The sequence below is a fragment of the Ferrimonas futtsuensis DSM 18154 genome (assembly GCF_000422645.1).
Classification (GTDB): domain Bacteria; phylum Pseudomonadota; class Gammaproteobacteria; order Enterobacterales; family Shewanellaceae; genus Ferrimonas; species Ferrimonas futtsuensis.
The window spans coordinates 96,948-116,329 of the sequence record NZ_AUGL01000010.1 but is presented as its reverse complement, the minus strand read 5'-3'; the positions used below and the strand labels follow the sequence as shown (position 1 = coordinate 116,329).

Below are 19,382 nucleotides of genomic sequence, written 5' to 3'. Positions count from 1 at the left end.
TTGGGTCGAATTTGCCTCACTGTATCATTCATGTAATCGGTGAGCCACGACCCCGGCCGTTGATGGTGAGATTCCGCTCGGCAATGGCAACAGATGACCAGGAAATCCGATTAGAAATGGCGGAATGCTGCGTTGAAATAGAATGACGGCCAGTGGCCGTCAATTCGATGTTGAAGAGCAGCTAGCCCACCACATCCAGGGCCCGGTGTCGGAAGTGGACACCCGCCTCGTCACAGATGACCTGGCATGCGGGGATATCCACCCCCTCCAGGCCGTCGATGGCGGAGGCACTGACCCGGGCAATATGTTGTGGGGCTTCTTTCAGGAAGGCCCGCATGGCGTCGTAACTGCCCTTGAGCCTTGGGCGGCAGTGCATCTGATAGGTGACCTCATCCTGGGCATTGAGGGAGATGGAGAGGGCGTCGATGCACTCTCCCAGCTCCGGCAGGATGTTCCGGCGGTGGAACAGGTTGCCCAGACCGTCGGTATTGATGCGGGTCTTACCGCCATGAGCTTTCACATGGCGGGCAATGGCCAGCAGGGCGTCCAGATTCAGGGTGGGCTCGCCATAACCGCAGAAGACGATCTCATCGAAGTCGGTGACCTCCCCGAGCAGGGGGATGATCTCCTCCGCCCTGGGCTGCTTATCCAGTTTCAGCTGATACTGGTGCACCTCTGTGCTGCCATTGTGCTTGGGACAGAAGGCACACTGGAGAGTACACCGACCGGTCAGGTTGATGTAGCGGCTGTTGCGGATGTCGTAGACCAGCTGGCTCATCTTGGATCCTACTTCTTCTTAGGCTTCTTTGGCTTTTTCACCTTGGAGGCGGGCTTTTTCGCCTTTTTCGGTGTGCTGGGCTCTTTGGTCTGAGGCTTCATGTCCTGGAATACCCGGCGACGAATGGGCTCGCCCACGTAGCGTTCAATCTTACCCAGGTAGGGATGATCATGGGCTTCGACGATGGAGATGGCGCAGCCTTTGGCCCCGGCACGGGCGGTGCGGCCAATGCGGTGAACATAGGTGTCTGCATGGCGGGGCAGGTCGTAGTTGATCACATGGGTGATCCCCTGGATATCCAGGCCTCGGGCGGCAACGTCGGTGGCGATCAGCACCTTGATCTCGCCATCGCGGAAGCGGGCGATGGCTGCGTCGCGCTTGGCCTGGGGCATCTCACCCTTGAGGCAGTTGGTGCGGATGCCGGCCCGGTCCATCTGGGCGATCAGCTTCTCCACCCGTTCGCGGGTGCGGACGAAGACCACCGCCTTGGTACACTCCTCATCGGCCAGCAGGCGCTTGAGCAGGGCCAGCTTGTGATTGGCATCGTCGGCACGATAGTAGTACTGGGCGATCTTCTTGCGCTCTCTGCGGGAGGGGGAGGTGCTGATTCGGGCCGGTTCATCCAGCAGCTCCCGGGCAAACCCCTCGACGGCATTGCCTTCCAGAGTGGCAGAGAACAGCAGGGTTTGCTTTCGCCAGCGTGCTTCGGCGGCGATGCGATCTACCGTGGGGCCAAAGCCCATATCCAGCATCCGGTCCGCTTCATCGATCACCAGGATCTCCACGTCGCGGCAGGCCACCTTCTCCTTCTCGATGTAATCCATCAGACGTCCGGGGGTCGCCACCAGCAGATCCAGGTTTTTACCCAGCATCTCGTTATCCTGGTTGTAGTCCACGCCGCCGGTCAGCGTGCCTGTGATCAGTCCCAGGCCGGCCAGCAGTTTGTCCGCGTATTCACGTACCTGGGTGGCCAGCTCCCGGGTTGGGGTCAGCACCAGTACCCGGGCGTGACCGGGATCTTTGCGGGGAAAGTCCAGCAGATGCTGCAGGGCGGGCAACAGGTAGGCGGCGGTTTTGCCGGTGCCGGTAGGGGCATTGGCCAGGATATCTTTCTGCTCCATGGCCAGGGGGATCACCTCTTCCTGCACTGAGGTAGGGGTGGTGTAGCCCGCCTTGGTGACGGCGCGCATCAGCCGGGAATCCAGCTCCAGTTTGTCAAAACTCATGTGGGGTCTATCCCTTCAGATAAAAGTCGGCGGTCAGGGTGCGGAACTCTTTGGAGTAGCCGCCGTCAGGGCCGTGAATCACCAGTTGTTGTAGTTGGCAGTCGGCCGTGTCCCGGGCCAGCTCTGCCAGAATCAGTTTGTCCCCCTTGACCGGGGTGGGTCTGACCCGGGTTAACCGGGTCAGGGTCAGGCCGCTCTCCGTGGCGGCCTGGTTAAGTCTCTGCAGACTGGCGGCGGGCAGCACCAGGCTGATATGCCCTTTCGAGGCCAGCAGCAAAGCCATCGCCTCCAGCAGCCTGCTCAGGCTGAGGCCACTGCGGGCCCGGGCTCGCTTGGGGCAGGGGGCCGCCAGGCTGTCTTCGAAATAGGGTGGGTTGCTGATCAGGTGTTGATAGCTGCCCGAATGAGCCTGGGCCCACTGCCGCAAATCGCCCCGGAATACCTGGACCCGATGATGCCATGGGCTGGCGGCCACATTCTCCCGCGCCTGTGTGGCCGCATCCGGGTCCAGCTCCAGGGCGTCTATCTGGGTAGAGCCCCGCTGAGCGCAGCACAGTGCCAGCAGCCCGGAGCCGCAACCCAGGTCCAGGGTGCGTCCCTCTGTCACAACCCGCGCCCAGCTGCCCAGCAGCACCGAATCGGTGCTGACCTTCATGCCGCAGCGGTCGTCGTCGATATGAAACTGTTTAAAGGTAAAACCCATCGGAGCACCCTATTTGCCGAGCCGGAGATTTTACCAGATTCGATATCAAAAGCCTGTGTCTCTAATAAAACCGAGATGTTAATGAAATGGTCTGACTTGGTTTCATTTTGTGGTAAGGGGATTGTGTATTGTACGCGATTGCGGTATTAACTGTCGCTGCGATTTGATGGTCCATTGGATCGCCCTTAACGAAAAAGGACGAGAAACTAACCACGGACATTCGCTTTTACCAAACGATTGGTTAGAAAACCCTCAGAATAAGAGGGAAAAACAGCAAATTGAGTGTAACCCAAAGTTTACATGGGTGGCCCTGGCAACGGGGTTTTAGATGAAGAAGAGGCAAGTTTGGAAAAGCGTTTAACCCTGATGGACACCTTGAGTGTCGGCTTTATGACCTTCGCGTTCTTTTTGGGCGCGGGTAACATGATCTTTCCCCCCATGGCGGGCTTTCTGGCCGGAGATAACTACTTCCCGGCCATGATTGGCTTCCTGTGCACCGCCGTGGGACTGCCGCTGCTGGGCCTGGTGGCCGTGGCCAAGGCCGGTGGCAGCATTCCGGTGATCACCAAGAAACTGCCCGCCTGGGTGGGTGTGGTGATCGCGTCCGCCATCTTCATCATCATCGGACCCGCCTTCGCGGCGCCCCGAGCCGGCCTGGTGGCCTACGAGATGGGGGCGGTGCCTTTCCTCACCGAACCCGGTGCCACCACCCAGGCCCTGTACTCGGTGATCTTCTTCGGCATCGCCATGCTGCTGGCGCTGTTTCCCGGTAACCTGGTGGACAGCGTGGGTAAGGTGCTGACCCCAGCCCTGATTCTGCTGTTTGCCGTGCTGGCGGTTGCCGCCTTCGCCTTCCCCCAGGATCCCATCGGTCAGGCCCAGGGGGCTTACACCAGCGGTGCCTTCACCAAGGGTTTCCTCGAGGGGTACGGCACCATGGACGCTCTGGCCTCTCTGGTGTTTGGCATGTTGATTGTGGACCTGCTGCGTAAGAAGGGGATCACCGACAGTGGTCGTCAGGCCCGCTATCTGGGTATCGCCGCCATGATTGCCGCTGCCGGCCTGGCTTTTGTCTATGTGCCCCTGTTCTACCTGGGTGCCACCAGCTCTGTGCTGGGTGCCGGCGCCGACACCGGCGGTGCCATCCTGACCACCTTCGTGTACCAGGTGTTTGGTAATGCCGGAGTGGTGATGCTGGGCGCCGTGGTGACCCTGGCCTGCCTGACTACAGTGATTGGCCTGATCTCCGCTTGCTCCGACTACTTTGCCGAGCTGATGCCCAAGGTGGGTTACCGTGGTTTCGTGGTGGCCAACGCCGTGTTTTGCGCCGTGGTGGCCAACGTGGGCCTGAGTCAGCTGATCCAGGTCAGCATTCCAGTGCTGATGGCGGTATACCCCGTGGCCATGGCGCTGATCGCCTTCTGTTTCGTTCGTGGGCTGATGCAGAACGATCGGGCTGGCCTGCTGTTGATGGTGTCCGTATCCGGTCTGTTTGGTCTGTTTGACGGCATGAAGGCTGCTGGTATCAGTACCGATTTTATCTCCGCCTTGCCCCTGTATGATCAGGGTATGGCCTGGCTGCTGCCCACTGTGCTGGCGACCGTCATTGGTTGCTTGCTGCGCCGTCCGCAGCCGCAGTTGGCACACTGATCGCAACAACCCAATCAGGGCGCCCATCCGGCGCCCTTTTTTATGCGGCCGTACCGGCTTTCTGGGCCAGTTGCACCGCGCTCATCAGTTCGGTGCTGCACAGGCGGCTGATCTCCACCCCATCGAATATCGGCCCCAGAGCCGCGACCAGCCTCTCCCACTGGTCTTCGTCCATCTTGTCGATCAGGGCGGCAAACTGGTCGGAGACGGGGTGTGCGGGCAGGTAGTGACGATACAGGGCGACCACGGATTTGAGCATGCTCAGGTAGGGAGAGAGCTCGGCGGTGGTGGAGAGCGCATCGCTGTCGATCCAGCCTACCGCCACTTTACCGATGCGATCAGGCTGATTCAGTGCCAGCCTGAGCAGCAGCTCGATGTCGAAGGCAAAGCGCTTCTCCACCATCTGCCGGGTCAGCTCATCGATGCAGCCGGATCGGAGCATCTTAAACCCGCACTGGGTGTCTATGATGCTGTCGAGCTGAGGAAGCATCCTTTTCCAAAGGTAGATAAAAAGCTTGCCTCGGTGGTTCCGCACACCCTGCTTCACCACGACCGAGGTGGGCTCCCGCCTTGAACCACAGGCGATCAGGTTATCGTGGCGGTGGAGGTTCTCCACCAGCAGTCCCAGTTGCCCGAGGTGGGTGGAGAGATCGGCATCGGTGTAGGCGATGAAGTGATCGCCCTGATGTGGGTACTGAGCCGCATGCCAAAGGCCATGGGCTATGGAGCCCCCTTTCTGGCTGTCATGGGTGCTGCTGAGGTTGGCGGCTGGCCCGCGCTTCTGTTTGATCGCATCGTGCAGAAACACCACTTCGATGGGCGGGGTGCCCGGCAGGGCGTCGAGTTGCTCCAGGGCTTGGCCGCCACTGTTGTGGGGGCACCCATCGTCCACCAGTATCAGTCGCCAACGAACCTTGGGGTTGTCCTGGCATAACCACTCCAGTTGCTCGAACTTCCGCTGGATAAAGGCCTCTCCATGGGGGTGCTGCTGAGGGCTGAGCATCCTGTTGTGCTCTTTGTACATGGCGAAAACCACACTTATCAGTGTGTTAGGTCTACACTCTTTAAGGTAGAGCTTGGATATGGCCAATTTGACAGCCATCTTGGCGGCCAGTGCCTGATGCAGGATCAACTCCTGCTCCAGCTGTTTGAGCCGATACAGGTCCAGCCCCCGCGCCAGCAGGTGGTTTGCCATGGAGGTCAGCTTGGACAGATGTCGATGGTTGGTCAGGTTCAAAAGATGAGTGAGCTCCCCTTGCTCGCCAATCAGCTCCGTTAAGGTTTGATTCATAACCCCTCCCTGGGTTTGAAACCTGTCAGTTCAATAACGCTAGGACAGAAAGCTGGATTTAACCAATGGATTGGATAAAAACGTCAACTCAGCGCCTGCTTTGCTGTGAGGGTTGGCACTTCTGACTGATGGGGCGTTCTGTTAAACCTAATTCTGGGCTGGTCACAGCGAGGTGGTCATTGCCAGGGCTGAAGTAAACCGAGAGGAGTGCGACTTGCAGACAGAGCATTCAGGGTTGCTGTCAGACCCATCCTTCGACAGTGTGTGACCCCCTGTTCTTTCAGGCAAAGATAAGTTCAGTTCAGATTGCTGGAGTCAATGTTGTCTACTAGCGTTACTAGAGCACAGTGGAGAGTGCCAACAGGGAATTGGGTCCGAATGAAGCTATTGGTTGTGGAAGATGCCGCGGATGTGCGCCTGGTCTTAGTCGCGACGCTGAAGCGCTTTGGCTATCAGGTCAGCCAGGCCGCCGATGGTGCCGAGGGGTTAGCGATACTGAAGCAGGAGAAGGATATTCAACTGGTGGTGTCCGACTGGGCAATGCCGGTGATGGATGGCTTCGAGCTGTGTCAGCAGCTCAAGCAGGGCCAGGTCATCGACCGGTTTATCTACTTCATCATGTTCTCCTCAAACGACGACGAAGAGCGGATCATCTCCGGCCTGGAGGTGGGAGCGGATGATTTCATTGCCAAGCAGGCACCCAGGGCCGAGCTCAATGCACGAATTCGAGCCGGGGGACGCATCATTGAGCTGCATAACCAGCTGCAGCGTAAACAGGAGAAGCTGGAAAAGGCCTACGCCAGCATTGAAAACGACGTAATGCAGGCGGCCGAGATGCACGCCCGATTGCTGCCAACCATCAAGGCCCTGCCGGGGGTCAAGTTTGCCTGGCATGCGGTCAGTTCTGCGTTTTTGGGCGGCGACATGTTTGATTACCTCGAGCTGGATGAGCGTCATGTCGCCTTTTATCTGCTGGATGTGTCTGGGCATGGCCTGCCCGCCGCCCTGTTGTCATTCACTCTCAAGCATGTGCTGTCCCCCTCTCAGCAGGGACGCAGCCTGATGAAGCCGCCTCTCGCCTCGGCGCCTTTCTATTATGTGGCGGATCCCGCCGAGGTGGTGGCCAAGCTCAATGACAGGTTCCAGTCTGACGATGAGCAGTACTTCACCATGGTCAGCGGTGTGCTGAATACGGAAACCGGCAGCTTGTCTCTGTGTCAGGCAGGACACCCAGGTCCTTTGCATCAGAACGGTGAAGAGATCATTGAGCATCACAGGAACGGGTTTCCGGTTGGCATGTTGCCTGAGCTCGACTATGAATCATACCAGGTCCAACTGGCGCCGGGAGACAGGCTGTTCCTATACTCCGATGGCGCCAGTGAGTGCTTCAACGCCGCCCGGCAGGAGTTTGGGGTGGAGCGATTGATGGGCACCCTGAAGGAGGGGCAGCGGCTGGATCTGGAGAGCCAGCTTCAGCGGTTAAAGCAGCGCCTGGCGCTTTGGAATCAGGGCCCGGACTTCGACGATGATGTATCGGTGCTGGCCATCGAGTGGCTGGGCAACAAGGAAAAGTAAGCTATGGATATGCGTACTGAAACAAGAGATGGACACCTGATCATTACCTTAAAACAGAGTCGACTGGACGCCAGCGTGGCGCCGGGGTTCCGCCGGGAGCTGGAGGCGGCCATTGCCCAGGGGCATGATCGTATCGTCCTGGATCTGTCGGCAGTGACTTTCATGGACTCCAGTGGCCTGGGGGCTGTGGTGGCCATTCTGAAAGCCTTGAAAGGGGGCGAGCTGTGCATCGTCGGATTGCAGCGAGCGGTTCGGGAGCTGTTCCGCCTGACCAGGATGGACAGCATCTTCCGTTGCCATGACGACGTCGGCTCTGCCCTGTCTGCATAGGAGAGAACCAGTGCGAGGAATGATTCTGGGCGCGGGTAAGGGAACCCGGGTGCGCCCCATTACTGAGAAGATACCCAAGCCGATGATTCCGATCCTTCGGCGGCCGGTGATGGAATCGATCGTCTATCACTTCAAGCGTCACGGCATCGATGAGATTGTGGTGAACACCTGTCACCTGGCGCCGGTGATCGAGGATTACTTCCGCGATGGCAATCAGTATGGGGTGGACCTGTGCTACTCCTATGAAGGGGTCAAGGAGGGAGACACCTTGGTGGGCAAGGCCCTGGGCAGTGCCGGCGGCATGCGTCAGGTGCAGCAGACCTCAGGGTTTTTCCACGACACCTTCGTGGTGGTCTGCGGAGATGCCTGGATCGACCTGGATCTCACCGAGGCGGTGGCCTGGCACAAGCGCAAGGGAGGACTGGCGACCATCATCACCAAGCGGATGCCGGAGGACACCCTCAACCGCTATGGGGTGGTGGAAACCGATGATCAGGGCCGGGTGCTGGCGTTCCAGGAGAAGCCTCCCCTGGGCACGGCCGTCAGCGACATGGTGAACACCGGCATCTACATATTCGAGCCGGAGATCTTCAACTACATCCCCCCAACCGGCGAGTACGACATCGGCTCGCAGCTGTTTCCCGAGCTGGTTCGTCAAGGCATCCCCTTCTATGCCGCCGCCATGGAGTTCCAGTGGGTGGACGTGGGCCGGCTGAGCGACATCTGGGAGGTGACCTGCAGCATCCTCAATGGCGAAGTGAACGGTTACCCCATCCCCGGCCGCGAGGTGGCGCCGGGGATCTTTGTGGGGATCAACTGCGTGATAGACCTTGAGATGCTGGATATCGAGGGACCGGTGGTGATTGGCAATGGCTGCCGAATCGAGACCGGTGCCAAGCTGCGGGGGCCTCTGGTGATTGGGCACAACTGCGTGATTGAGCGCGGGGCGGTGGTCAGCAACTCCTGTCTGGACGATTACACCCATGTCAGCGGCATTGCGGCGGTGACCGACAGAATGATCTACAAGCATCATTGCATCGACCATCAGGGTCAGCACTGTACCCTGGGGGAGATAGGCGCCGAGGGTCTGGTGCGGGACAGCCGGGCTCCCTCAGAGCCTGTCGCGCGAGACCGGCATCAGCTGCCGGGGTTCAAGACGGGTAACCAGTGAGTGAGCGACATGGCGAAATGCATCACCCTTAGGGGAGAGGCTGGCTATTCGGAAGTGAGCATGATGGCCAAGGCGGTGGCGGCGATCTATCAGCTGTCGTCCCTGCTGGCGAAGGACGCCTGCCTGGTGGAGTTAGCGGTGGTGGAGGTCGGCAACAACATCGTCGAGCACGCCTATGGGGATAAGCCGGGAGGCTTACTGGAGCTGAGATACCTGCAGTCGGACAGCGCCATTGAGATAGTCCTGGTGGATGAGGGCGCTCCGATGTCCCAGGAGACGCAGGCCAGGGTGGCCTGTGCCGAATTGCAACCGATGGACCCTGGCGATCCCGCAACCTGGACAATCAGTGGCCGAGGCCTGGGCATAGTCAATGAAGTGATGGATGGCCAGAGCTATCGCCGTGAAGGTAACAGAAACTATTTCAGAATGGTCAAGAGGGTTCCGGGGTAGGCCCGTGGGGGTCTGTTCTGAGGTGTTTGAATGGTTAAACCTCCTCGAATCTGTGTCTGCAAGCCCGGCATGAAAAGCGCTTTTCAGCGGTTCGCCACCGCCGGTCTTGTCCTGATCATCTTATCGTTAGGGTGATGTCACCTCTGAGACGGGATCTCGCCGTCCATAGTCAGCAACAGGCTGACCAGGCCTATGGCGGCGGCGTTGTAGTCGATGGCAAACTCGTTCACCGAGTAGTCCCGCTCATCGTCCACATAGCTCCTCATCCCCTGGCCCTTGGGAGCGATGCCCGCCTGGCTGTCACCGTTGGGACCGCCCACCATCATCCCCGGAGGGACAATGCCGGCGCTGCGGGCCCAGATGTGATGCAGGTGCGCCACCGGCCTATGGCCCACCCCGGTAATGTAACTCTGCCCCAGGGGGTTGAGCCCGGCCAGGTAGTGCCACTGATTCCAGGCCAGCTCGAGGAAACCACTGTTGGGTTCGAGAGTGTGACAGTGGGCCAGCATGACCCCCTGTTCTGCCACCATCTTGTTTGACCCCAAGATAAACCTGCGATTGGCCACCCGGTAGGGGTTGTCCCTGGCCTGCTCCGCCAGCTGTCTGCAGCGGGCCAGCAGCCGAATGGAGATCTGTTGGGAGAGCAGGGGATCAATGTCTGCCTCCATTAGGTGCAGGGCACCCATCAGGGAGGGGTCCTTCCACTCGAACAGCATCAGGCTTTCGGGCAGTTTGGCTCGGATATGGGGGAGCAGCATTTTTTCACCTGTGGTCAGGTAGAGCTCCACTGCGGCCCAGAACCGGTCATCCCGATCGTGATTGAGGGAGGGCTGCTGATCCCAGCGGTTAAAGATGTAGGGACCAGACCCACCATCGTCTGAGGTGCGCCAGTCGATATGCTGGCGGGGGATGGAGCGCAGCCAATGCCAGCCTTCCAGGGCACTCTCCAGATAACGCTGAGCTCGCTGAGGATCACGGTCGGCGAGCTGGCGGGCCGCCATAGCCAGTACGGCGACCGCCTTGGCAGTGTCCGGGGTGGAGATACCGTACAGGTACCTCGGCTGTCGATCCAGATGAGGGGGAACCATTTCAGGCCAGCGGGCGCCGCTCACCTTGCGATAGAAGGCGCCGTCGGGACGCTGCATCTTCGGCAACCAGTCCAGGCCGACCTGAGCCTCCTTCAGCATGGCTTCGGCCAGCTCCGGCCGTGATGGGGCCAGTTGTTTTGCCGCGTCCAGCAGGCGGGCGGCGGTTATGGTGGTGGTGGCCAGATATTTTCCGTAGTCGCCGGCATCGTACCAGCCCCCCCTGACCTCCACATACTGACCCTCTCGATGGAAGGTGTCCCCCCGGGCAAGAATGGCGTCATTGCCGTGGCCGGCGGGGCGGCGGAAGCCTGTGGCGCCATCGAGCAGGGCGCGGCCTGCGTGTTGATACCGATAGGCGCGAACCAGCAGCTCCAGGGTCTGCTCCTGTCCGGCGGGACCTATGGGAAACAGCTCTCCTTCGCTGCCTTCGAGTTTGTACCAGCCCGGGGAGAGGGGCCGTTCGGTTTTGAGCCAGCCATCGGCTCCGGCTACCAGGGTGGCGGCCGGGCGCTCCTGCTGATCCAGCAGGACCACCTGGCTGTCCGGGGCGCCTTTGGCCACCAGGTGGTCACCGCTGAGATAGCCACTTTGATTGAAGAGTATCTGGGCGTTCAGTGGCAGGCTTACCAACAGCAGCATCCAGCGAGTCATAGGGATACCTCGAACTCAACGTTGCTCCAGGCCAGTCTCAGACCCAGTCGGCCATGGGGCAGCGGCTTTGCGCGGCGGCACCCCGGGGGGAGCGACCTCTTGGGAAAGGGGGCCAGGTGCATAACGCGGTCTCCGGGAATATCCAGTTGTTCCCGTTGATGTTCCACCAATTTTTCAGTGTGGTAAAGGGAAAAGGTCAAGCCGATCCGTCAGAGGCGTGTCGGCAGGTCATTCATCAGAGTCACGGGGGGCATCGTCTCTTCAGGCTGAAACTGTGCCGATTCTGACTGTGCTCATTCAAGGCTAGTTCAGGGGGACTAGAGTGGCAACGTACGGTAATGCAAAAGAAAAGGGAGCCAGATTGGCTCCCTTTGCTCAGGCTTTCTGCTCCTTGGCGCCAGGGCGCCACCACCAGATGAGGAAGCGTTTGAAGTCATCCAGAATCAGGTAGAGGCTGGGGACCAGCAGCAGGGTCACCAGGGTGGAGAACAGGATGCCGAAGGCCAGGGAGGTGGCCATGGGGATCACGATCTTGGCCTGCAGACTCTTCTCGAAGAACACGATGGGCACCAGGCCCAGGAAGGTGGTCAGGGAGGTGAGTACGATGGCGCGGAAGCGGCGAGTGCCCGCTTCGACCACGGCATCCTTGAGGCGGATCCCCTGGCGCCGGGCCTGGTTGACGAAGTCCACCAGGATCAGCGAGTCGTTCACCACCACCCCGGCCAGGGCGATGATGCCGCACAGGCTGAGGACGTTCAGGCTCAGGCCCAGCATATAGTGACCGATGGCGGCACCGATCATGCCGAAGGGGATCACCGACATGATGATCAGCGGCTGGCTGTAGGATTTCAGCGGGATCGCCATCAGGGCGTAGATGACGAACAGGGCCAGGCCGGCCCCCTGCAGCAGGCTCATCAGGGCATCGCTCTCTTCGGCGCTGGCACCGTCCAGCTCACTCTGCACCCCAGGATAGTGGGCGAGCAGCTCAGGCAGATACTCTTCGTTGACCTCTTTGGCGACCTTGCCGGGCTCCACCTTGTCCTTATTGGCCCGGGCGGTCACGGTAATCGCCCGCTTGCCGTCGGTGCGGATGATGGCGCTGTAGCTTTCCGCCAGCTCCACCCTGGCCACGGCGGAGAAGGGCACCTCGACGCCCGACGGGGTGCGGATGCGCATGTTCTCCAGGTGGCCCAGGTTGCGACGTTCGCTCTCCGGGTAGCGCACCATCACCTTCACCTCCTCCTTGTCCCTCAGCATCCGCTGGGCTTCATAGCCGTAGAAGCCGTAACGCACCTGGCGGGCCAGATCGGAGAGGGTCAGCCCCAGGGCTTCCGCTTCCGGCTTGATCGCCAGCCTCAGCTCCTGGGAACCTGAGGAGTAGTTGTCGTTGATGTCCTGCAGGCCGTCATAGGTGGCCAGCTTCGCCTTCAGTTCGCTGGCGGCCTGGGACAGCATCGCCATATCCTTGCCCTCAAGGCGGAAGGCGATGTCGGCACCGGCGCCGCCTGTGGTGCCCTGGATCTCGATGCCCTTGACCCCGGGCATCTGGCCGATGGCGTCCAGCCAGAGTTCGCTGATCTGGTTGGTGTCCAGCAGGCGGTCCTCCCCCTTGGTCAGTTCGATGACGAAGGAGCCGGAGGTGCGAGAGTTGAGGTCCGCCAGCACATGCTTGACCATCGGCTGGCCAAACTCCTGTTGCCACTGGCCATCCAGGTTATCCAACTGCTCCTCCATGTGCTGCAGCACCTTGAGGGTGTTTTGCTCGGAGGTGCCCTGCTCCATGGTCAGCTGCACCTGCATAAAGTCCGAGGGGATGTCGGGGAAGAACACGAAGCGGATGTGGCCGGTGCCCATCATGGCCCCCACCAGGGCCAGGGCACTGACAAAGCCGACCACCACGGTGTAGCGGCGGGCGATGCAGGTTTCCAGCACCGGTTTGTAGCGTTCCTGGATAAACTGGCGCACCTTGAGGTTGAAGGCGTGCTGCTTGGTGCCCAGCCAGCCGGTCTTGCCCCGCTTCTGCAGCCTGGCGTGGACCAGGTGCGCGGGCAGGATCCACTTGGACTCCACCAGGGAGAAGGCGAGACAGAGGATCACCACGAAGCCGATGGTTTTCCAGATGATGCCGAAGGGCCCCGGCACCAACAGCATGGGCACGAAGGCGGCGATGGTGGTCAGTACCCCGAAGGTGGCGGGCATCGCCACCCGCTGGGCGCCGGCGATGACGTTGTCCGTGGTGTGGCCGTGCTGCTCAATCTCGCTGTAGGCGGACTCGCCGATGACGATGGCGTCGTCCACCACGATCCCCAATACCAGGATGAAGGCGAACAGGCTGAGCAGGTTGATGCTCATCCCCAGGGGCGGCATCAGGAACAGGGCGCCGAGGAAGCAGACCGGCAGCCCCATCATCACCCAGAACGCCACCTTGAACTCCAGGAACAGGGCCAGGATCAGGAACACCAGCAGGGCTCCCTGGGCCATGTTGGTGAGCATCATGTTCAGCCGTCCCTGCAGGTAGAAGGTGACGTCACCCCAGTGCTCCACTTCGATGGCGGCGGGCAGGGTCTCTTTCAGTTCTTCCACCTTGTCACGCACCTGCTCGGAGATGTCCAGGGCACTCTGTTCGCCGACGCTTTTCACCCCGACGAAGACCGCGGTCTTGCCGTTGAATCTGGTGTACCTGAGCCCCTCGGTAAACTCGTCGCGGATGCGGGCCACGTCGGAGAGCATCACCCGGGTGCCGTCGGCGCGGGTCAGCACCAGGGTGTTGGCAAAGTCCTGCTCTGTGTAGGACTGCCCCTTGGTGCGCAGCAGGATGTCGCCGTCCTGGGCGCGGATGGAGCCTCCGGGCAGGTCGATGGAGTTGCGCTGCACCGCCGAGGCCACCTCCTCGAAGGTGAGGCCATACTCCCGCAGTTTGTCTTCGGACAGTTCGATGCTGATCTCATAGGAGGGCGCGCCGGTCAGATCGGCACGACTGACCGCGGGCAGGTTGGTGAGCTCGTCACGGATCTCCTTGCCCAGCTCCTTCAGCTCAGTCAGGGGGGCGTCGCCGTAGATGGACAGCCAGATCACGTCTTGTTCCGGGCGGATGCGGTATACCTCGGGCTTTTCGATGCTGTCCGGGAAGGTGGAGATGGTATCGATGCGCAGCTTTACCTCGTCGAGCACCTCGGCGGGGTCGGCTTCATCTTCCACCTCGATGGTGACCGTGCCGCTGGAGTCCGAGGCGACCGAGGTGACCTTCTTGATCCCCTGGACATCCTTGATCGCCTCCTCGATCTTGATGGTGATCCCCTCCTCAATCTCCTGAGGGGCACCGCCGGGGTAGCCGACGGAGACCCGCAGCAGGTTCAGCTCAAATCGGGGAAACACCTCTTTGTTGATGGTGAAGGTGGCGAAAAAGCCGCCTATCAGCAGGCCGAACATCAGCAGGTTTGCCGCCACACTGTTGCGGGCAAACCAGGCGATCAGCCCTTTTCTGGTTTGCATATCACTCATTGGCGCTGACCTCGGCACTCAGGGTGTTGCCATTGGTGGCCTGGGGCTCCTCGCCCAGGATGCGCACTTCGCTGCCATTCTGGAAGGAGTTCAGCGCGGTCAGGGAGATGCGATCCCCTTTGCTGATGTCGCCACGGATGTAGACGGAGTTGAGGTCGGTGTGCACGACCTCTACCGGACGGCGTTCCAGCAGGTTGCCTTCGCCGATGACCATCACAGTGTCGTTGCGGACGCTGTGGCGGGGCAGGCGGATGATGTTTTTCAGGGTACGCCCCTGGATCTCGGCGTTGACGAAGCTGCCAAATTTCAGCACACCAGAACCAAGCTGACCGTTGTGGTTGTAGGGATCGTCGATCTGAGCCACCAGGTAGATCATCCGGCTCTGGGCATCAATAACCTGTTCGGAGCGCACCAGATGGGCGGTCCAGTTCAGGGTCCCGGTGGGGCTCTCCTGGGTGAGGGCCACTTCGCTGTCCGGATTGTCCGGGTTGTCGATAAAACGCAGTTGTTCGACGCTCAGGGGCAGCCGTACTTCGGCGATGTCGGTACCCAGTACTTCGCCGAGTTTGGTGCCCAGGCCGACGTATTGCCCCAGATCGACGTCGCGGTTCTTCACCAGTCCATCCAGGGGGGCGCGAATCACCGTGCGCTCCAGGTTACGCTGGGCGCGGGCCAGGGAGGCCTCGGCGGAGCGCAGTTTGGCCTGCTCCTGGGCCAACTGAGGTTTACGCAGACCCAGCTCCGGCGGCAGGCCACTGGTGACCCCTTTCCACTCCTGCTCGGCCACCTTGCCTCGGGCGATCTCCTCCTGCAGCTGGGCTTTGGCCTGGGCCAGGTTGGCCTGAGCCTGCATCAGGTCTGCCTGGTAGTCGGCGGGTTCGATGCGCGCCAGAATGTCCCCCTTCTTCACCTCGCCACCGGCGATAAAACCCGGTGCCAGCTCGACGATACGGCCGCTGACCTCGGCCACCAGTTGGGTCTGATGCTTTGGCTGAACCACGCCGTAGGAGTTGAGGGACAGGGTGATGTCGTCGCTGCGGATCTCCTGAACCTCCACCAGAGGCAGAGCCTGGGTCTCCTCCTTCTTCTCGGGCTGAGGCTTGGTCTTAATAATTAGGGTTACGCCGACCGCCAGCACAGAGAGTATGATGGCGATGGGCATCAGGCGCCTTAACCAAAGCATAATTGCGTTCCTTCGAGAATGGTTTTGTCTTTATAGCCCCACAGGTTAACAAAATGTTGAGTGGCTCGTGAGGGTTATTTGTAAGTGAGTTTTTGTAGAGTGTAAGAGGCTATGACTGAGAGTAACAATAAGCTTCGTCATAATGATCAATTGCTTATCGAAGGGTTTCTCGACCGGCTGTGGGCGGAGAAAGGTCTCTCCGAGCATACCCTGGCGGCCTATCGCAGTGACCTGTTGCGCTTTTGCGAATTCCTTGTGCCCAGGGAGGAGACCCTGCTGCAGGTGAGTGGCGAAACCCTTCGTCAGTATCTGGAGAGGCGCCAGCAGGCGGGGATGGCCAAAACCAGTACCGCCCGTACCCTGAGTGCCCTGCGCCGCTTCTATGGCGACTTGGTGCGCCGTGGTGAGCTGGAGAGCGATCCCCTGGCCCGGATTAAGCCTCCGAAACTCACGAGAAACATCCCGGATACCCTGAGTGAGGCCCAGGTCAGCGCCCTACTGGATGAGCCGGATCGTACCGATCCTCTGGAACTGAGGGATGCGGCAATGCTGGAGCTGCTTTATGCCACCGGCCTGCGCGTCTCCGAGCTGGTGAGTCTGCAACTGGAGCAACTGGGGCTGAGGCAGGGAGTGGTTCGGGTGACCGGCAAGGGAAGCAAGGAGCGGCTGGTGCCCGTGGGCGAGACCGCCCTGGATCTGCTGACGCTCTATCTGAAGCAGAGCCGCCCCCAGCTGTTGGCCGGGCGGGACTCCGACGTGCTGTTTCCCAGCAATCGCGGCATCATGATGCAGCGCCAGACCTTCTGGTACCGTATCAAGCTCTATGCCGTGAGGGCGGGGATCAACGGCAGCATTTCCGCCCACACCCTGCGCCACGCCTTTGCCACTCACCTGCTTAATCATGGCGCGGATCTGAGGGTGGTGCAGCTGCTGTTGGGGCATTCGGATCTCTCCACCACTCAGATCTACACCCATGTGGCTCAGGCCAGGTTGCAACAGCTCCATGCGGCCCATCACCCGAGGGGATGATGGCCGGATTGGTGTGCTGAATCAGTGGCTCGCCCCTCCCCGAAACAGAGAAGTTCTGCTCCTTTGCCCTGAGGATGAGCTATACACTCAGAGCTGGTTACAAAAAAACCTGATTCGCCGCGGGTTGCGGAGAAATGTAGCTTGGCTAAACAGGTTCCATACTGTAATTTCTGCTGTCACAGCCCGGTCTATACCACTGAGGCGAAATGGAGTCATTAAAATGAGAAAACAGATTTTTTCCCTGATGGGGGCACTGGCCCTGGTCGCGGGTACCGCAGTTGCCGGGGAGGCGGAGGTGAAAGCCGCCATGGAGACCACCCTGGGCATCAAGGCTGAGGCGATCTCTCCTGCACCCATCAAGGGGCTGTATGAGGTGGTCACCGGTCAGGGGCTGTTCTACGTGACAGAAGACGGCAGCAAGCTGATTCACGGACAGGTGTATGACCTGAAGAATCAGATGGCCAACCTGACTGAGCAGCGCATGTCCGGCATTCGCAAGGAGTTGCTGGCCAAGGTGGCGGACACCGCCATCGAGTTCAAGGCCCCCAACGAGAAGCATGTGGTGACCGTGTTTACCGACACCACTTGTGGCTACTGCCGTAAGCTGCACAATGAGATGCAGGATTACCTGGATGCGGGCATCACCATCCGCTACCTGGCCTACCCGCGTGGCGGTGCCAACAGCGGTGCCTGGCGCGAGATGGAGAAACTGTGGTGTGCCAAGGATCCCAAGGCGGCCATGGGCGAAGCCAAAGCGGGCCAGAAGCTGGCAGGAGCCACCTGTCCGGCGGCTGCCTCCATTGCCAAGCATTACGAGCTGGGTAACACCTTCGGCGTCAACGGCACCCCCGCCATGGTGCTGGATGATGGCACCATGGTTCCCGGTTACCTGCCTGCCAGCCGCTTGCAGATGCAGCTCAGTAGCCGTTAAGCTAGCCTCAATCCCAGAAGCGGGCTCAGGCCCGCTTTTTTATTGCCCCAGACCGAGTCCCCAATGACCAGAATCGTTCGCCGCGACACCGTGGATGATGCCCATCTGCCCGACACCCTGCCGCCCCTGCTCCGTCAGCTCTACGCCCGCCGTGGCGTTCGCTGCGCCTCGGAGCTGGAGCGGGAGCTCAAGGGCTTGATCAATCCGGCCAAACTCAAGGGCTGCGCCGAGGCGGCCAGCTTGCTGGCGGATGCCCTGGCCAGGCAGCAACCGATGCTGGTGGTGGGGGACTTCGATGCGGACGGGGCCACCTCCAGTGCCCTGACCCTGCTGGCGATGCGTGCCCTGGGCGCCCAGCGCATCGACTATCTGGTGCCCAACCGTTTCGACTACGGCTATGGCCTCAGCCCGGAGCTGGTGACCCTGGCCCAGGAGATGGGGGCCGAGGTGCTGATCACCGTGGATAACGGCATCTCCGCCCACGCCGGTGTCCGTGCCGCCAAAGACGCCGGGATGACGGTGATCGTCACCGACCACCACCTGCCCGGTGATGCCCTTCCCGAGGCAGACGCCATCGTCAACCCGGTTCAGCCCGGATGTGAGTTTCCCTCCAAGGCGATGGCCGGAGTCGGGGTGGCCTTCTACCTGATGCTGACCCTGAGAGGAGAACTGCGTCGCCGCAACTGGTTTGCCCAACAGGGGATCGCCGAGCCCAACATGGCCAACTACCTGGACATCGTGGCCCTGGGCACGGTGGCGGACGTGGTGCCTCTGGACGCCAATAACCGGCTGTTGGTGCAGCAGGGGATCAACCGCATCCGTGCCGGTCGTTGCCGTCCCGGCATCACCTCCCTGCTGGAGGTGGCCGGGCGCAGCGCCGCCCGCCTGGTGGCGTCGGACCTGGGGTTCACCGTGGGCCCCAGGCTCAATGCTGCCGGCCGCCTGGATGACATGTCCCTGGGTATCGAGTGTCTGTTGACCGAGGACCTGATTGCCGCCCGGCAGCTGGCCAGTCAGCTGGACAGCCTGAATGCGGAGCGGCGGGAGATCGAGGCGGGTATGCAGCAGGAGGCGGTCCAGGCCCTGGATTCCCTGCAGTTGAGTCAGCAGGATCTGCCCTGGGGGCTGGCGCTCTATCAGGGCGACTGGCACCAGGGGGTGATCGGTATCCTGGCCTCGCGTATCAAGGAGAAGTACCACAGGCCGGTGATCGCCTTCGCCGATGCGGGCGACGGTGAGCTCAAGGGCTCGGCCCGCTCCATCCCCGGGTTGCACATGCGTGATCTGCTGGAGCGCATCGACACCCTCAACCCCGGGATGATCCTCAAGTTTGGCGGCCACGCCATGGCCGCCGGCCTCAGTCTGGACGGCTCGCGCTTCGAGGAGTTCTCTGCCGCCTATGATCTCGCGGTGCGCGCCGAGTTGGAGGAACATCAGCTGACCGGGGAACTGCTCAGCGACGGCGAGCTGCCGGCCCGGCAGCTGAGTCTGCAGATCGCGTCCCAATTGCGGGACGCCGGCCCCTGGGGACAGGCGTTCCCAGAACCGATGTTCGATGGCCGTTTTCGCCTGCTGGATCAGCGTCTGGTGGGGCAGAAGCATCTGAAGATGGTGGTGGAGACCGAATGCGGTGCCCTGCAGCTGGACGCCATCGCCTTCAACGTGGACCTCAAGCAGTGGCCCAACGGCGCCGTGCAGCGGGTGGAGCTGGCTTACCGGCTGGATGTGAACCACTGGCGGGGCAACGACAGCGTGCAGCTGATGGTGGAGTGGCTTTCACCTCAGTAGTGCGGTCGGTCCCGGATCAGACAAGGCGCAGTGTGCG

The 19,382-nt window shown here is 60.9% G+C and carries 15 protein-coding genes; 8 read left to right on the top strand and 7 right to left on the bottom strand.

Annotated features, from left to right (window positions below; genetic code table 11):
• Positions 1-181 precede the first annotated feature (181 nt).
• Genes G505_RS0108795 through G505_RS0108785 form a run of 3 tightly spaced genes read right to left on the bottom strand, consistent with a single transcriptional unit; the run spans position 182 to position 2,707 of the window.
• Positions 182-778, bottom strand: a complete 597-nt coding sequence (locus tag G505_RS0108795) for a TatD family nuclease-associated radical SAM protein (protein WP_028109223.1) — start codon at positions 776-778, stop codon at positions 182-184.
• A gap of 8 nt (positions 779-786) precedes the next feature.
• On the bottom strand, positions 787-2,004 hold the full coding sequence (gene srmB, locus G505_RS0108790) for an ATP-dependent RNA helicase SrmB (protein ID WP_028109222.1): 1,218 nt from the start codon (positions 2,002-2,004) through the stop codon (positions 787-789).
• A gap of 7 nt (positions 2,005-2,011) precedes the next feature.
• A complete protein-coding gene (locus tag G505_RS0108785) occupies positions 2,012-2,707 on the bottom strand; it encodes a tRNA1(Val) (adenine(37)-N6)-methyltransferase (protein ID WP_028109221.1) in 696 nt (231 codons plus the stop codon).
• 345 nt (positions 2,708-3,052) lie between these two features.
• On the opposite strand from G505_RS0108785, the gene brnQ reads away from it, so the two are divergent.
• Positions 3,053-4,357 (top strand): branched-chain amino acid transport system II carrier protein, encoded by a 1,305-nt coding sequence (brnQ, locus tag G505_RS0108780; RefSeq protein ID WP_028109220.1) that lies wholly within the window; start codon positions 3,053-3,055, stop codon positions 4,355-4,357.
• 40 nt (positions 4,358-4,397) lie between these two features.
• Here the strand turns inward: brnQ and G505_RS22425 are convergent, their stop codons facing one another.
• A complete protein-coding gene (locus G505_RS22425) occupies positions 4,398-5,648 on the bottom strand; it encodes a glycosyltransferase family protein (RefSeq protein WP_051216016.1) in 1,251 nt (416 codons plus the stop codon).
• A gap of 378 nt (positions 5,649-6,026) precedes the next feature.
• Between G505_RS22425 and G505_RS0108770 the strand changes: the two genes are divergently transcribed.
• Genes G505_RS0108770 through G505_RS0108755 form a run of 4 tightly spaced genes read left to right on the top strand, consistent with a single transcriptional unit; the run spans position 6,027 to position 9,174 of the window.
• Positions 6,027-7,223 (top strand): PP2C family protein-serine/threonine phosphatase, encoded by a 1,197-nt coding sequence (locus G505_RS0108770; protein ID WP_035385233.1) that lies wholly within the window; start codon positions 6,027-6,029, stop codon positions 7,221-7,223.
• A gap of 3 nt (positions 7,224-7,226) precedes the next feature.
• Complete coding sequence (locus G505_RS0108765; RefSeq protein ID WP_028109218.1) at positions 7,227-7,553, top strand: STAS domain-containing protein; 327 nt, start codon at positions 7,227-7,229, stop codon at positions 7,551-7,553.
• Between the two features lie 19 nt (positions 7,554-7,572).
• Complete coding sequence (locus G505_RS0108760) at positions 7,573-8,724, top strand: nucleotidyltransferase family protein (RefSeq protein ID WP_245568352.1); 1,152 nt, start codon at positions 7,573-7,575, stop codon at positions 8,722-8,724.
• A 9-nt stretch (positions 8,725-8,733) separates the two neighbouring features.
• Positions 8,734-9,174 (top strand): ATP-binding protein, encoded by a 441-nt coding sequence (locus tag G505_RS0108755; RefSeq protein ID WP_084643923.1) that lies wholly within the window; start codon positions 8,734-8,736, stop codon positions 9,172-9,174.
• Positions 9,175-9,311: 137 nt separating this feature from the next.
• Here the strand turns inward: G505_RS0108755 and G505_RS21075 are convergent, their stop codons facing one another.
• From G505_RS21075 to G505_RS21065, 3 genes are all read right to left on the bottom strand, one after another.
• Positions 9,312-10,913, bottom strand: coding sequence for a glycoside hydrolase family 9 protein (locus G505_RS21075; RefSeq protein ID WP_051216015.1), 1,602 nt, complete (start codon positions 10,911-10,913; stop codon positions 9,312-9,314).
• 375 nt (positions 10,914-11,288) lie between these two features.
• Positions 11,289-14,405 carry an efflux RND transporter permease subunit gene (locus tag G505_RS21070; RefSeq protein WP_035385232.1) on the bottom strand — a complete coding sequence of 1,039 codons (3,117 nt, stop codon included), beginning with the start codon at positions 14,403-14,405 and terminating at the stop codon, positions 11,289-11,291.
• A 1-nt stretch (position 14,406) separates the two neighbouring features.
• Positions 14,407-15,597, bottom strand: a complete 1,191-nt coding sequence (locus G505_RS21065; protein WP_035385231.1) for an efflux RND transporter periplasmic adaptor subunit — start codon at positions 15,595-15,597, stop codon at positions 14,407-14,409.
• Between the two features lie 111 nt (positions 15,598-15,708).
• Between G505_RS21065 and xerD the strand changes: the two genes are divergently transcribed.
• The 3 genes from xerD to recJ all read left to right on the top strand — a co-directional run bounded on the left by xerD (position 15,709) and on the right by recJ (position 19,345).
• Positions 15,709-16,626: a site-specific tyrosine recombinase XerD gene (xerD, locus tag G505_RS0108735; protein WP_051216014.1), complete on the top strand. Its 918-nt coding sequence runs from the start codon at positions 15,709-15,711 to the stop codon at positions 16,624-16,626.
• A gap of 220 nt (positions 16,627-16,846) precedes the next feature.
• Positions 16,847-17,557: a bifunctional protein-disulfide isomerase/oxidoreductase DsbC gene (dsbC, locus tag G505_RS0108730; protein ID WP_051216013.1), complete on the top strand. Its 711-nt coding sequence runs from the start codon at positions 16,847-16,849 to the stop codon at positions 17,555-17,557.
• Between the two features lie 63 nt (positions 17,558-17,620).
• Positions 17,621-19,345, top strand: a complete 1,725-nt coding sequence (gene recJ / locus G505_RS0108725) for a single-stranded-DNA-specific exonuclease RecJ (protein WP_028109213.1) — start codon at positions 17,621-17,623, stop codon at positions 19,343-19,345.
• Positions 19,346-19,382: the final 37 nt, after the last annotated feature.

Coding starts and splice junctions, on each gene's coding strand:
- G505_RS0108785 (WP_028109221.1), bottom strand. CDS start 2,707: ATGGGTTTTACCTTTAAACAGTTTCATATCGACGACGACCGCTGCGGC.
- G505_RS0108770 (WP_035385233.1), top strand. CDS start 6,027: ATGAAGCTATTGGTTGTGGAAGATGCCGCGGATGTGCGCCTGGTCTTA.
- G505_RS0108795 (WP_028109223.1), bottom strand. CDS start 778: ATGAGCCAGCTGGTCTACGACATCCGCAACAGCCGCTACATCAACCTG.
- G505_RS21075 (WP_051216015.1), bottom strand. CDS start 10,913: ATGACTCGCTGGATGCTGCTGTTGGTAAGCCTGCCACTGAACGCCCAG.
- xerD (WP_051216014.1), top strand. CDS start 15,709: ATGACTGAGAGTAACAATAAGCTTCGTCATAATGATCAATTGCTTATC.
- G505_RS0108760 (WP_245568352.1), top strand. CDS start 7,573: ATGATTCTGGGCGCGGGTAAGGGAACCCGGGTGCGCCCCATTACTGAG.
- G505_RS21070 (WP_035385232.1), bottom strand. CDS start 14,405: ATGCAAACCAGAAAAGGGCTGATCGCCTGGTTTGCCCGCAACAGTGTG.
- G505_RS22425 (WP_051216016.1), bottom strand. CDS start 5,648: ATGAATCAAACCTTAACGGAGCTGATTGGCGAGCAAGGGGAGCTCACT.
- G505_RS0108755 (WP_084643923.1), top strand. CDS start 8,734: ATGGCGAAATGCATCACCCTTAGGGGAGAGGCTGGCTATTCGGAAGTG.
- dsbC (WP_051216013.1), top strand. CDS start 16,847: ATGAGAAAACAGATTTTTTCCCTGATGGGGGCACTGGCCCTGGTCGCG.
- recJ (WP_028109213.1), top strand. CDS start 17,621: ATGACCAGAATCGTTCGCCGCGACACCGTGGATGATGCCCATCTGCCC.
- G505_RS0108765 (WP_028109218.1), top strand. CDS start 7,227: ATGGATATGCGTACTGAAACAAGAGATGGACACCTGATCATTACCTTA.
- srmB (WP_028109222.1), bottom strand. CDS start 2,004: ATGAGTTTTGACAAACTGGAGCTGGATTCCCGGCTGATGCGCGCCGTC.
- G505_RS21065 (WP_035385231.1), bottom strand. CDS start 15,597: ATGCTTTGGTTAAGGCGCCTGATGCCCATCGCCATCATACTCTCTGTG.